Below are 13,740 nucleotides of genomic sequence, written 5' to 3'. Positions count from 1 at the left end.
TTAATCCATATCTCCTTCGATCAATTCCGAATAAAGTTCGGTATCGTGCGAATAATCGACTGGAATATCGACCAAAACCGGTCCTTGATCCCAATTAAACGCCTCAGTCAAAACTTGGTCGATTTTTGTAGGATCATCTACACGCAAGCCTTTTGCTCCAAAGGATTCGGCAAACTTCACAAAATCGACTTGACCAAAATCGACTCCGGCTGATTTGCCGTACTTCATTTCCTCTTGGAATTTAACCATATCGTAATGTCCATGATCGTTAAAAATAATATGAACCAGATTTGATTTCAGTCGAACAGCTGTTTCCAATTCCGCGCTGGAAAACATAAAGCCGCCATCCCCGGATACACTGACAATTTTTTCATTTGGACGAACCAAACCTGCCGCAATTGCCCAAGGCAAAGCAACGCCCAGGGTTTGCATGCCGTCGGAAATTAAAAAATGACGCGGACGATATGAACGGAAGAAACGGCTCATCCATATATATACCGAGCCAACATCCAAAGTAACAGTCATATTATCGTCGACTTGTTTTTGAATGGCGTGAACAACATCCAAAGGATGGGACAGACCGACTTTTGCGACAAATTTTGGGCCGCCAGGCTCGCTTTTAAGCTGTTCACGGTATTTATTAAGCAAAGAATTGCTTTCTTTTGACAGCGAATAATTATTGAGCTGTTTGGCCAATAGATTAATTGTTACCGGCATGTCGCCGACTAATTGAATTTTCGGATTATAATGTGCATCGATCTGGGCATGGATCGAATCGATCGTTGCAATCGGCAGTTTATTATTCTTGTTCCAAACACGCGGTTCATATTCAACGGCATCATAACCGAGTGCAATTACCAAGTCGGAAGCTTTTAAGAGTTGATCGCCGGTTTGGTTGGCAAATAAACCAACACGCCCAAAAAACGATTGTTCTACCAAAGACCGATCGATAACACCGGCACCTTGAAATGTTTCGACAACCGGCAATTTAGTTGCGTGCAAAAAATCATGGAGAGCTTTGACGGTTTTTTCGTCGGAACCGCGTTGGCCAACCAAAATAACCGGCAATTTTGCCTGACGTATTTTACCTGCCAGGAACTCGATTTGTTCCGGACTGGCCGGACCAGCAGAAATATTTTCTACTTTTTCCAAGGCTTGACTCGATACCGGACTGTCGTCAACGTCTTGTGGGAGACTGATGAAAGAGGCTCCCTGAGGGGCCGCGCTGGCAATATTGAAGGCATTTGCAATTACTTCGGATAAGTTTTCTGCATCTTGTACCTCGGTCGTGAATTTTGTAATTCCATTGAACAAAAGTACTGAAGGAGTCGATTGGTGTGTTCGGCGATAAAGATCCTGTCTTTGAACTTGGCCGGCGATTGCGACAACCGGATCATTTTCAGTCTGTGCCGTCAAAATTCCGGTTGCCAGATTCGATGCTCCCGGTCCGGATGTTACGAGCACTACACCGGGTTTTCCGGTCAGACGTCCGACCGCTTGAGCCATGAAAGCTGCGTTTTGTTCGTGTTTTGTGATCACGAGTTTTGGAGCATTGGAATTATTTTCAATTACTTCAAAAAGCCGGTCTATTTTGGCTCCGGGAATGCCGAAAACATATTTAACGTCATGATTTAATAGGGACTCAAGAACCAGATCGGCCCCAAAACGTTTCTTTTCTGTCATAAATAAATTCACCTCTGTCTTTTTTGTATTTTAACACTTGTGAATTTTCATTGACAACAAAAAGCCTGCTTTAAACAGGCTTTTCTTCAATAAAGTATATAGTTTCATAAACTTTATTTTGTGTATTTATCAATAATATCAGTCAACTGTTTTTGGTTGTGTACGCCAACGATCCGATCAACGACTTCACCGTCTTTTTTAACGATCAAGGTAGGGATCGCTTTAATTCCAAGTCCATTTGCCGTTTCCTGGTTTTGATCGACATCAATCTTGCCGAATTTAACACTCGACATTTCATTAGAAAGTTTTTCCAAGATAGGTGCCTGGATTTTACAAGGGGTACACCAAGTGGCCCAAAAATCAGTCACAGTCACGCCGGATTTGGTTGCTTCTTCAAACGAATCAGAATTTAATACTGAGATTGCCATATAATTCCTCCTTCTCTAGTTCTCATTGTACTTACTTACAATAAGTAATGCAAAAATAATTTAAGAAAGTACTTGCTTTGAGGTTGCTGGAGCCTTTATACTTAATCGAAAATCATGATCGAAAACGAAAAACAACTCAAACGAAACTTCGGCTTTTTTGGTACTTTATCTCTTGTTATTGGAACAGTCATCGGTTCCGGTATATTTTTTAAGCAAGGACGTGTTTTGCAGGAAGCCGGATCCGCTAAAATGGCGCTTTTGGCCTGGTTCGTTGGTGGGGTTTTAACCCTTTCTTCAGCGATGTCGGTTGCCGAACTCGGTTCGGAAATGCCACAGACTGGTGGTATTTATATATATTAGTAAGATATTTGGAAAATTCTGGGGTTTCTTGACTGGTTGGATGCAGATCTCTTTTTATGGACCGGCTTTGATTGCGTCCGTCTCTTACTTTTTTTCGACTTTGTTTGTCACTTTTTTTAAGCTGCCGACAAAAATAACGTTTTTTTATTTTTCGATGCGAAGTGTTGTGGCTGTTTCGATACTTGCGTGCATTTTGATTGCACTGATGAATATGCTGGAAAACCGAGTTAGTCGGACTTTTGCAATTACGACGACTGTTATTAAGATGATTCCTATTTTTGCTTTGATTCTGTTCGGTCTGTTTTTTTGGTAAGACCGGCGCGACTGGAAGCGCAATTTCAGTTCTATCCGAACAGGTTGATAAGGGCAATTTTGGTGTTGCTGTTTTGTCTACATTGTTTGCTTATGATGGCTGGGTAATTATTTCCAATCTTGGAGGCGAGATCAAAAATGCCCAAAAAAATCTGCCTCGTGCAGTCACAATTGGGATTTTTATCGTTCTGCTGGCTTATATGGGTGTTTCTTTTGGTGTTTTCAGCTCTTTGCCAGGAAAAGAAATTGTTTCTCTTGGCGATCATGCTCCTTTTCATATTATGCAGGAAGCCTTTGGTTCGCTTGGTGGCCGGCTCATGGATATTGGGGTTATGATTTCGGTGATTGGGACTTTGAACTCGAAAATTCTAAGTTTCCCCAGGGTCGTTTTTGAAATGGCCGATCACGGGCAATTGCCATTTTCGAGTTTTTTCCATACTTTGGGCAAAAAATCAAAAACACCCAATTATGCGACGGCATTTGAAATCCTGATTGCGGCGCTCTTATTGAATGCTTTTTCCTCTTCTCAGGATCTTTCCGATTGGTTGGTTTTTGTCAGTTTTCTCTTTTATCTTTTGACTTTTGTGGCTGTCTTTATTTTGCGTCATCAGTTAAAACGCAAACCGCATTTCGCAGCTCCTTTGCATCCGCTTTTTCCAATTTTGGCGATTGCCGGTACTCTATTCATTGAGATTTCGACGATTGTCAATGCATTAAATGATTCAACTGGGGAACAGCTTTTCGGAATTACAATCTCGCTTTTAATTGTTGCACTTGGAATTCCGCTTTATTACTTAAGGAAGTCTTATAAACTATAAGTATGCAGGAAACAGTTTATCCTTCGTTAGCAATCATTGTGCCTGTTCATAACGAAGAGGAAAATATTCATATTTTTTATGACGCTGTTAAAAAAAATTTGACAGCCGAAGGTTTGCTATCATTGCCGGACGCCTTTAAGCATTTAAAATATGATTTTTGGTATATCGATGACGGTTCGATTGATCGAACCTTACTTGAGATCAAACAACTTCAACTGAAAGATTCCTCGGTCCACTTCGTTTCCTTCTCGCGAAATTTTGGTAAGGAAGCCGCCATTTATGCCGGTCTGACTTATGCAAAAAAATATGATTATGTTGTTTTGATGGATGTTGACTTGCAGGATCCACCAGCTCTTTTACCGAAGATGCTTGGAAAATTAGCCAATGAACAATTGGATAGCGTTGCTACCAGAAGGTTGGACCGCAAGGGAGAAAAGCCGTTAATTAGTTTCTTTTCAAATCTCTTTTATGAATTTATTTCCAAGATTTCATCGACAAAACTCGTCAGTGGAGCACGCGATTATCGAATTATGAGTAGACAAATGGTTAAAGCTGTTTTGTCGATGCCGGAAAATCAGCGTTTTTCCAAGGGACTTTTCACTTGGATTGGTTTTAGAACCGAATATATCAGTTATAAAAACGTTCAAAGAAAGAAAGGACAAACAAAATGGAGTTTTTGGAAACTCTTTAAATACGCAATTTCTGCACTTATTTCTTTTTCGACGGTGCCTTTAACGTTGGTAACTGTATTGGGTTTTTTAACAACTTTGCTTGCAGTGGTTGGCGGTATTTTTGTAATTGTTCGTAAATTACTTGATCCGGCAATTGCAATTGGCGGCTGGACAACGATTACGGTTATCATTATGTTTTTTGGCGGTCTGCAAATGTTCAGTCTCGGAGTTGTCGGCAGATATATTTCAGCGATTTTTTTAGAGTCGAAGAGAAGGCCGATTTATGTCGAGAAAGAGAGCAAGTAGGTCAAAAAGAAGGCATATAATCGGAAGTATGATTACTTTGAAAAGTATTAATGAAATAAAGGAAATGGATCAAGCCGGTCAAGTAATTGCCGGTATGCATCACATGCTGCGTGATTTGATTAAACCAGGACTCGATACTTGGGAAATCGAAGAAAAATCACGGGCCTATATAGAAAACCATGGCGCGATTGCCAGCCAAATCGGTTTTGAAGGCTTCAAATATGCTGTTACGGTATCTGTTAATAACGAAGTTGCCCATGCCTTTCCGCGCAAAGGACTTATTTTGGAAAATGGTGATTTGGTTAAAGTTGATACTGTTGTCGAAAAGGATCACGGTCTGGCCGATTCGGCCTGGACTTATCGGGTCGGGACTGTCAGCCCGGAAATCGAACGCTTATACGAAGTTGCCCATAAAGCACTTTATGTCGGGATCGATCATGCGCTTGTCGGAAATAGAATTGGCGATATTGGCGCAGCGATCGATCATTTCGTAACTGACGAAAACCACTTCGGAAACGTTCGCGAATATATCGGCCACGGTATTGGACCGACGATGCACGAGGATCCTCAGGTTCCTCATTTTGGTGTTGCCGGGCATGGTTTGCGTCTCCGCCCGGGGATGACGATTACGATTGAACCGATGGTAAATACCGGTACCTGGGAAGTCACAACCGATTATGCAGGCGATGGTTGGACTGTGGCGACCAAAGATGGTGGCTGGTCGGCTCAATTTGAACATACGATTGTTATTACACATGACGGTCCCAAGATTCTCACTTCTCAGGACCCGGAAATTGACGATAAATATTTGATCAAAAATTGGGATAATTTCGAAATATAATTTTTTATTCTCAGTGCATTAACTAAATGACAAAAAAAATAACAAAAATTTCAGCTCAAAAGAGTAAAGGCCGTTATAACTTGGATTTAGACGGTAAATTTGCTTTTGGGATTTCAGAGATGACTTTGATTAAATTTGGTTTGGCGAAAAATCGCGAACTGAACGAAAAAGAAATCAATGAAATAAAAAAGTACGAAGATATTGCCCGGGCAATTTCCAAGTCTTTGAATTATTTATCACACCATTTAAGAACTGAAAAAGAAATTTTTGATAAATTACGCAGTTTGGAATTTAATAATGCAACGATCAAAGCGGCGATCGCACGTTTGAAAGATGAAAAATATCTCGATGATAAGATTTATGCCGAGAATTTTGTCCGCACACAGGCTAATCTACAGGCGGCCGGGCCATTGGTTATTTCGCAGAAATTAAAATTAGTCGGTATTCCCAATACCGATATCGAAGCGGCTTTGGCGGTTTATGAAACTAACGATCAAATGGAAAATGCTCTTTCTCTAGCTGAGAAATATCAAAAACATTATTCCAAGAATTCGATTATCAAGCAGAAACAAAAAATCAATCAAGCACTTTATACAAAAGGCTACGATTCGGATTTAATTAAGGCGACAATTGATAAATTGGTTTTCGAGGAAGATAATCAGCAGCAATTAGAGAATGCACGCCGGACAATTAATCACATTTGGTCTCGTTATGATAAATATGGTCGCGAGAAAGCTTATCGTGCTCGCAGTTATTTATATGGGAAAGGCTTCCCGGTTGAAATCATTGATCAGGTAATTGGAGAGAAAGAAAATGACGGAACAAGGTCGGATTTTAAATGAAAAAAAAGAGTTTCATGGATTTATTTTTGACGTTGTCAGCCGAAAGATTAAGACTCCGGATGGCCTGACAGTTGAGCGGCAGGTTGTTTTACACGGCAATGCGGTTGCTTTTATTGCTCCTGTGCCTGTTGATAATCAAATCAAATTTGCTTTAGGGACCGAATATCGAGCTGGGCTTAACCAAGAAAGAACCAGTTTCCCGGCTGGTTTGATCAATCCCGGTGAAGATCCGAAAACGGCTGCTTTAAGAGAAGCTCGCGAGGAAATCGGGTTGCAATATCGCGATGCACAGGAGATATTTTGTATCAGTACCAGCGAAGGTTTTACAAACGAAGCGACCCATTTAATGCTTCTAACCGATTTACAGGGAAAGACGGACAAAAATTTCGATCCAAGTGAGTTTGTGAAAACTGTTTTCTTTTCATTTGAAGAATTGGAAGAAAAAATTCTTTCCAAAAAAATTACCACAGCCCCTGGAATTATCGGTTACCAGTGGATGAAAATGCACCGGGAAGTTCTTGAGAAACTTTAGTCGAAATTTTCGCTCCTTTCACTGTGATAAACTTTAATCGAAGACGAAATGTCTTGAGGTAGGATTATGACTAAAGACGCAGCTCGCAATCCGCGGGAAGGCGACTTTATCACGATCAAAAGTTACAAGCACGACGGCCATTTACATCGGACTTGGCGTGACACGATGGTTTTGAAAACCAGTGAAAATTCTCTCATTGGTTTGAATGATCATACACTTGTTACCGAAGATGACGGTCGGCGTTGGGTTACCCATGAACCGGCACTTGTATATTTTCACAATAAGTATTGGTTTAATATTATCGCGATGATTCGTAATGATGGTGTTAGTTATTACTGCAACCTTGCCAGCCCATACGTTATGGATAAAGAAGCTTTAAAGTATATCGATTATGATTTGGATATTAAAGTCTTAACAAATGGGACTAAGCACCTTTTGGATGCAGATGAATATATTGCTCATGGGCAGCTTTGGAATTATCCTCCGGAAATTGATGAGATTTTAAAGGCTCACACGAAAATCCTCATTCAGATGATCAATAGCAATGCCGGTCCTTTTTCACAAGAATATGTTGATCTTTGGTATTCGCGGTATAAAAGTCTTGTAAAACGCAAAAAGTGATAAGTCGTAAGCGGAATCTAATTCCGCTTTTTCTTTTTGCTTCGCGGTTAAACTGTTAAAATTTTATCAAGGAGGAACTATGTCAGAATCATTACCACGTGAAGATGCAGCTCATGTAGCCAAGCTTGCAAAACTTCATTTTAACGATCAGCAATTAAATCTTTTCACTGGTCAGTTAGCAAATATTTTGGATTTAGTAGAAACATTAAACGAAGTTGATACCGACGGCGTTAAACCAACTTATACTGTTTCTGATAATATCAATGTTCTAAGAGAAGATGTTGCCGTCAAGTCCAATCAAAAGAACGAATTATTGGCTAATGCGCCTGAAACCCAGGATGGCCAAATTAAAGTTCCAGCAATTATTGACGAGGAAAGCTAAAATGACTGATTTTTTTAATGAAAATTTAACAAGTTTACACAAAAAATTAGTCGATAAGGAAATTTCTGCGACTGAGCTTACAAAAGAAGCCCTTAATAAGTCGAAAAGTTCTCAAAGCGAAATCAATGCCTTTATCACGATTGATGATGAAGGGGCTTTGAAACGAGCTGCTGAAATTGATGCTGTTGGAATAGATCCGGATAATATCCTCTCCGGTATTCCCTTTGCGATTAAAGATAATATCGTTACCAAGGGCCTAAAAACAACGGCAGCTTCGCATATTCTTGATAATTTCGTGCCAGTTTATGATGCGACTGTTATCGAAAAACTGAATGAATTGGGGATTGTCACAATCGGCAAGACCAATATGGACGAGTTTGCGATGGGCGGCTCAACTGAGACCTCTTATTTTGGTAAAACTGCTAATGCTTGGGACCATACAAAAGTTCCTGGTGGTTCATCAGGTGGATCGGCTTCTTCGGTTGCTTCGGGAGTTATCCCGGTTGCCTTGGGTTCGGATACTGGTGGCTCGATTAGACAACCAGCAGCCTTTAATGGAATCGTAGGTTTAAAACCCACTTATGGTCGCGTTTCGCGTTGGGGCTTGATTGCCTTTGGTTCTAGTCTTGATCAGATTGGTCCTCTAACAAGAACCGTTGAAGATAATGCTCGTGTTTTAGCGGCAATCTCCGGAAAAGACCAACGGGATACAACGACTGAGGATCAATCGGTTCCTGATTTTACAAAGGGAATTAAGAAGGGTGTTAAAGACTTGCGAATTGGTGTTCCCAAAGAATACTTCGCCAAGGGCATCGATGAAGGGGTCAAAGATGTCGTTAAAAAGGCGATTGCCAAATATGAATCATTGGGGGCAAAAGTTGATGAAGTCTCTCTTCCTCATTCCAAATACGGAATAGCCGCTTATTATATTTTGGCTTCATCGGAAGCTTCTTCTAATTTGGAACGTTTTGACGGTATTCGCTATGGTTTTTCTGCTCGTCAGGATGGTCAAACGTTGGAGGATTTATATGTTAGAACTCGTTCCGAAGGTTTTGGTGATGAAGTAAAACGCCGAATTATGTTAGGCACTTTTGCTTTGTCGGCTGGTTTTTACGATGCTTATTTCAAAAAAGCAGCTCAAGTGCGTACTTTGATTGTTAATGATTTTGCCAAAGTTTTTGAAAATCACGATATTATCTTGGGACCGACAACGACTTCACCGGCTTTCGATCTTGGTTCAGAAAATGACGATCCTGTGAAAATGTATATGAATGACTTGTTGACAATTCCGCTCAATTTGGCCGGTTTGCCAGGAATGTCGATTAATGCCGGTTTCACCGACGGTTTGCCGGTTGGCCTGCAAATTATCGGCAAACGTTTTGATGAAAGTACAATTTACAAAACAGCCTACGCTTTTGAGCAGGACAGTCAATTATTTACTAAACATCCGGGGGTGAATTTCTAATGTCGAGCTTTGAAACCACGATCGGACTTGAAGTCCATGTTGAATTAAAAACGAAATCGAAGGCTTTTTCTCTTTCACCGGTTAATTTTGGTGATCCAGCTAACGAGAATACCAATGTAATCGATTGGGGCTATCCCGGTGTTTTGCCAAGCGCCAATAAGGGCGCTTTGGAATCCGGTATGATGGCAGCTCTGGCCTTGAATGCACAAATTACCCGCGATGTTCATTGGGACCGGAAAAACTATTTTTATCCAGATAATCCAAAGTCCTATCAAGTTACCCAACAGCAAACACCGATCGGTCATGATGGTTACGTTGAAATAAAAAAAGAAGACGGTACGAGCAAACGAATTGGTATTAAAGAATTACATGTCGAAGAGGATGCGGGAAAAAATTCTCATTCCGGTAAGGGCTATTCTTTGGTGGATCTTAATCGTCAAGGGACGCCATTGGTCGAAATTGTTTCTCAACCAAATATTTCCAGTCCCGATGAAGCTTATCTATATTTGGAGAAACTGCGTCAATTAATTCAATTTACGGGCATTTCCGATGTTAAGATGCAAGAAGGATCGATGCGGGTTGATATTAACATTTCTGTTCGCCCGATTGGAGCAGAAAAGTATGGTACTAAGGTTGAGATTAAGAACGTCAATTCTTTCCAATATGCGAAAAATGCCTTGGCCTATGAGGAACAACGCCAACGTGACGAATTGATGGCTGGTCATATAATTGGTCAGGAAACCCGTCGTTTCGACGAACCAACGAAGTCGACAATTTTGATGCGGGTTAAGGAAGGCGCGGACGATTATCGTTATTTTCCGGAACCGGATCTTCCAGTGATTCATGTTTCCGATGAATGGATTAAAGCGGTTAAATCGAGTTTGCCCGAAACTGCCGATGATCGTATCGCCCGTTACATTAATAAATTTGCTCTCTCTAAAAAGGAGGCCGCTGTTTTGACCCAGACACTTGAGATGGCTAATTTTTACGATCAAGTCGTTGATGATGGTGCTGATCCAAAACGAACTGCGAATTACTTGATTGGGGATGTAAACGCCTATTTGAATGAAACCCAACTTGATTTGCAGGACACAAAATTGACGCCTGGACATCTATCCGGGATGATTAAATTAATCGACAACGGAACAATTTCAACCAAGCAGGCAAAGAAGGTTTTCACGGCAATTACGGATGGCGAAGAACCAAAAGCCTATGTCGAGAAAAACGGTCTGGTTCAGCTATCGGATCCGAACAAGCTAACGCCGATCATTAATCAAATACTGGATGATAATCAACAGTCAATTGATGATTTTAAAGGCGGCAAAGATCGTGCAATTGGTTATTTGACTGGGCAGGTCATGAAAAAAACTCACGGCAATGCCAATCCAAAAATTGTTCACGAAATTTTGCTGGCCGAGCTTAAAAAAAGATAATTAGTAATTAAATTAATAAAAGCATGTTTAAGTCTTAGATTTATTTCTAAGGCTTTTTAAGTAAAAAATTGTTTTTATTTGGTTCTTAATTTAAGGATTCTTTAATAAGTGATCTGTGTTAATCGATATTAATATGAGAAAGTTTAAATCATGTTCGATCACTCTAGATTATCAACTGCTAAACGAAGACAATTATCAATAGGAAGAAATTGTAGAGATTTTTAAATGGGGTTTGGGAATGAATAAAAACAATCACGAAGAGAAGAAACTATTTAATATATTGACTTATACATATTTGGCTTTCTATTTGGTAGCTTTGTTATTAATGATAGTGAATGTTGTTTTTGGCAAGAGTTTCTTATTCTATTTGGCACTGGTATTTTTGATAGTTGGGATTTTTATTGATATTGCTTCTAATTTCATCAACTGAATCATTGTATCCGTTGCCAATACAATAAATAATAAATTAATAAAAGAATTTCTACCCCCTATTAGAACCATTAAAACAGATATGCTTTCCACCTTGAATTTTAAAGAGAAAATTAAAAAATTAATAGCTTTAAATTTATTATTTATTTGTTTTGATTTCGTTTTTTTGTTCTGCTGATCTTTTTTTCAATTCTTCTTGTTCAATTGCTTTTAGATAGCTGCTTGTCAATTGAGCCTTGATCTTTGATTGTTGGCCGTTTTTAACAAACAAAATAACCGTAATGCCAAAAGTATTGTTGTTTTCTAATACAACCGGGGCCTGTATTTGCGGTTGACTTATGATTGAATTATTTTTATTCAAAATAGTTTCATTTACATTTTTGATAGCTTTGATTGCCAAAGGGCTTTGCTGAACATTTTTGATCGGAATGTCAATTTGGACACGCATGTTGGCTCGGGATTGATTGTTGATGGTTGTGATACTGCTGTTAGTTATATAGTTTAAACCGCCGTCGGTGTCTTTAATAGTGGTGATCCGTAAACCAAAAGCGACCACCCGCCCGCTGATATTACCGTTTATTATGACGCTGTCGCCAACTTCCATCTGTTGTTCGAGCAAAATTAGAAATCCGGAAATAATATCGCGAATAATGCTTTGGGCTCCCAACCCAACCACGACTGTTACAATCCCAGCACTGGCAACTAAAGTGCCAATTGGGAAACCCAGTGCGCTTAAAATTGTATATAAATAGAAGAAAACAATGAAATAGCGAACAGTATTACGTGTTAGAGTGTGAAGCGTATCTGCTCTTTTTTTGTTGATTCGGCGCGATCTCAAATAGGTATCGAAACTTCGATCGAGCAGAAAAACAGCCAGTCGATTAATTATCCAAAAGATGATTGAATAAATTATTATTTGTATGATCGAATCGAGAATTTTAGGGCCAATTATTTCCCAGTTGAATTTTTGCCAATAATTAGCGAAAGTCTTTATTAAATTATTTGTAATCATAGACGGTTTTCTTTCTTTAACAACTTTATGTTCATTTTAAACGAGCTTCCTTCCTTTGACTATTAACCGACATAAATCGTTTTTATTTTCTTTGCTTAATCTGTTTAAATTTCGAATATTCAAGTACTTCTTAGAATTTTGGATTAACTGAAAAGTGGATGCGCTTTCATTTGTATGATAAAGGAAGTACAATTAACTTATTATTAATAAGGAAAGTGTGATTTGTATGAAACAAGTTCAAGTTACTGCTGTCGGAGAAAATTCGTTTGTTGATGTCGACCAACCACAAGTGGGTCGACAGGATGTTTTAATTAAAATTAAGGCTAATGGAATTTGTGGGTCTGATACCTCCTACACTTCAATTGGTGGAATTCCACCACGCCAAGGCCATACTCCATTGGGACATGAAGCAGCTGGTATTGTGGCCGATATCGGTTCGGATGTAGATGACGTTTCCATCGGAGATCACGTGGTGATCAATCCGATGTCGGCTGAAGATGGCATTATTGGTAATGGTGGCGCACAGGGTGCTTTATCAGACTATGTCAATTTAATTAATGCCAAAGCTAACCGGAATTTCCGAATTATTCCAAAAAATATTCCTTGGGAAGTTGCTGCTTTAAATGAGCCGATGGCGGTTGCGCAGCATGCTGTGAATCGTTCCAAAGCGAAAGCTGATAGTAAAGTTGCTGTTTTTGGGGCAGGACCAATTGGCCTGGGAGCAATTATTAGTTTAAAGGCTTTAGGAGTTAAGAACGTCGTCGCGATCGATATTATTCCTGAAAGATTACAAAAGGCTTTGGATGTTGGTGCCGATTCAATCATTGATTCCGGCAAAGAAGACGTATTGGAACAATTAATTAAGTTTCATGGTCAAGGGCTGGAAAAAGTTCCAAGCGGAAATAAACGTTCGGCTACCGATATTTATATCGATGCAGCCGGAGCTTCGATTGTTCCAAAAACAGTTTTTAAAATTGCCCAATACCGTGCTGTTTATACAATTGTTGCTGTGCACAAAAAAGAAGTTCCTGTGAATTTCGGCGATCTACTCGATAGAGAGTTGGACATCAGACTTTCAGTCGGCTATCCAACTGAAATTTTTCAGGTAACTGATAATATAATCAAGTACCCGGAACTATACGCTAAAATTATCAGCAATGTTTTCCCGTTTTCGGATGCCTTAAAGGCTTTGAAAACCGCTGCAACGCCCGGCGCAGCGGACAAAGTTGTTGTTTCTTTTGACTGATATTGTTGCACCGCGGTTTGTGTGTATGCTTGATTTAATTATTCTAGGATTACTTTGGTTTAACTTTATTTTTATTTAATATTTGATTTACTTAGCTTTAACTAATCGGCGTTATCTTATGTTTTGTAGCCAGTTTTCAGCTGGCTACAATCGCAGCAGCATAATTAAATAGCTTCAATACTTGAAATTGATATATTTTTCATGAGAAAACTTTAAGTTTCCCAGTACAATATTTATTATGATAAGGCGCCAGTTCATTAGCTGGCGCTTTTTTGTCAAATTAAAAACTCACAGCAAAGATACGATTATGAAGCTTCACTATGAGTTATTTCAATGATTTTAGTAATGTGTAAGCGCCC

13 protein-coding genes and 1 pseudogene are annotated in these 13,740 nt (G+C 39.5%); 11 read left to right on the top strand and 3 right to left on the bottom strand.

The features are described 5' to 3' along the window. Both alsS and trxA read right to left on the bottom strand, forming a co-directional pair. Complete coding sequence (gene alsS / locus J3U91_RS08815; RefSeq protein ID WP_002819542.1) at window positions 1-1,683, bottom strand: acetolactate synthase AlsS; 1,683 nt, start codon at window positions 1,681-1,683, stop codon at window positions 1-3. Window positions 1,684-1,796: 113 nt separating this feature from the next. Then, complete coding sequence (gene trxA, locus J3U91_RS08810) at window positions 1,797-2,111, bottom strand: thioredoxin (RefSeq protein WP_002819541.1); 315 nt, start codon at window positions 2,109-2,111, stop codon at window positions 1,797-1,799. 114 nt (window positions 2,112-2,225) lie between these two features. Here trxA and J3U91_RS08805 point away from each other — a divergent pair. The 10 genes and pseudogenes from J3U91_RS08805 (at window position 2,226) to J3U91_RS08760 (ending at window position 11,124) form a co-directional block, all read left to right on the top strand. Continuing rightward, window positions 2,226-3,601: pseudogene (locus tag J3U91_RS08805) on the top strand (APC family permease). 2 nt (window positions 3,602-3,603) lie between these two features. Beyond that, the gene (locus J3U91_RS08800; protein ID WP_002819535.1) at window positions 3,604-4,578 is read left to right on the top strand and encodes a glycosyltransferase family 2 protein; all 975 of its coding nucleotides are present in this window, start codon (window positions 3,604-3,606) and stop codon (window positions 4,576-4,578) included. Window positions 4,579-4,606: 28 nt separating this feature from the next. After that, window positions 4,607-5,419: a type I methionyl aminopeptidase gene (map, locus tag J3U91_RS08795; RefSeq protein WP_002819533.1), complete on the top strand. Its 813-nt coding sequence runs from the start codon at window positions 4,607-4,609 to the stop codon at window positions 5,417-5,419. A 26-nt stretch (window positions 5,420-5,445) separates the two neighbouring features. After that, window positions 5,446-6,261 (top strand): recombination regulator RecX, encoded by an 816-nt coding sequence (gene recX, locus J3U91_RS08790; RefSeq protein WP_002819531.1) that lies wholly within the window; start codon window positions 5,446-5,448, stop codon window positions 6,259-6,261. Continuing rightward, on the top strand, window positions 6,233-6,793 hold the full coding sequence (locus tag J3U91_RS08785; protein ID WP_002819529.1) for an NUDIX hydrolase: 561 nt from the start codon (window positions 6,233-6,235) through the stop codon (window positions 6,791-6,793). Before recX ends, J3U91_RS08785 begins: the two co-directional genes overlap by 29 nt. A 66-nt stretch (window positions 6,794-6,859) precedes the next feature. Next, a complete protein-coding gene (locus J3U91_RS08780) occupies window positions 6,860-7,414 on the top strand; it encodes a DUF402 domain-containing protein (protein ID WP_002817031.1) in 555 nt (184 codons plus the stop codon). A gap of 79 nt (window positions 7,415-7,493) precedes the next feature. Continuing rightward, window positions 7,494-7,796 carry an Asp-tRNA(Asn)/Glu-tRNA(Gln) amidotransferase subunit GatC gene (gene gatC, locus J3U91_RS08775; protein WP_002819528.1) on the top strand — a complete coding sequence of 101 codons (303 nt, stop codon included), beginning with the start codon at window positions 7,494-7,496 and terminating at the stop codon, window positions 7,794-7,796. A 1-nt stretch (window position 7,797) separates the two neighbouring features. Continuing rightward, window positions 7,798-9,261: an Asp-tRNA(Asn)/Glu-tRNA(Gln) amidotransferase subunit GatA gene (gene gatA / locus J3U91_RS08770; RefSeq protein WP_002819526.1), complete on the top strand. Its 1,464-nt coding sequence runs from the start codon at window positions 7,798-7,800 to the stop codon at window positions 9,259-9,261. Further along, window positions 9,261-10,694: an Asp-tRNA(Asn)/Glu-tRNA(Gln) amidotransferase subunit GatB gene (gatB, locus tag J3U91_RS08765; protein WP_002819525.1), complete on the top strand. Its 1,434-nt coding sequence runs from the start codon at window positions 9,261-9,263 to the stop codon at window positions 10,692-10,694. Before gatA ends, gatB begins: the two co-directional genes overlap by 1 nt. A gap of 238 nt (window positions 10,695-10,932) precedes the next feature. Beyond that, the gene (locus J3U91_RS08760; RefSeq protein WP_002819524.1) at window positions 10,933-11,124 is read left to right on the top strand and encodes a hypothetical protein; all 192 of its coding nucleotides are present in this window, start codon (window positions 10,933-10,935) and stop codon (window positions 11,122-11,124) included. A gap of 138 nt (window positions 11,125-11,262) precedes the next feature. On the opposite strand, the gene J3U91_RS08755 is transcribed toward J3U91_RS08760, so the two are convergent. After that, window positions 11,263-12,135, bottom strand: coding sequence for a mechanosensitive ion channel family protein (locus tag J3U91_RS08755; protein WP_002819523.1), 873 nt, complete (start codon window positions 12,133-12,135; stop codon window positions 11,263-11,265). Between the two features lie 226 nt (window positions 12,136-12,361). Between J3U91_RS08755 and J3U91_RS08750 the strand changes: the two genes are divergently transcribed. Then, window positions 12,362-13,381: a zinc-dependent alcohol dehydrogenase gene (locus J3U91_RS08750; protein ID WP_002819522.1), complete on the top strand. Its 1,020-nt coding sequence runs from the start codon at window positions 12,362-12,364 to the stop codon at window positions 13,379-13,381. Window positions 13,382-13,740 lie beyond the last annotated feature (359 nt).

It is taken from the genome of Oenococcus oeni (assembly GCF_020510245.1).
Taxonomy (GTDB): domain Bacteria; phylum Bacillota; class Bacilli; order Lactobacillales; family Lactobacillaceae; genus Oenococcus; species Oenococcus oeni.
This window is presented reverse-complemented; position numbering and strand designations above follow the sequence as displayed.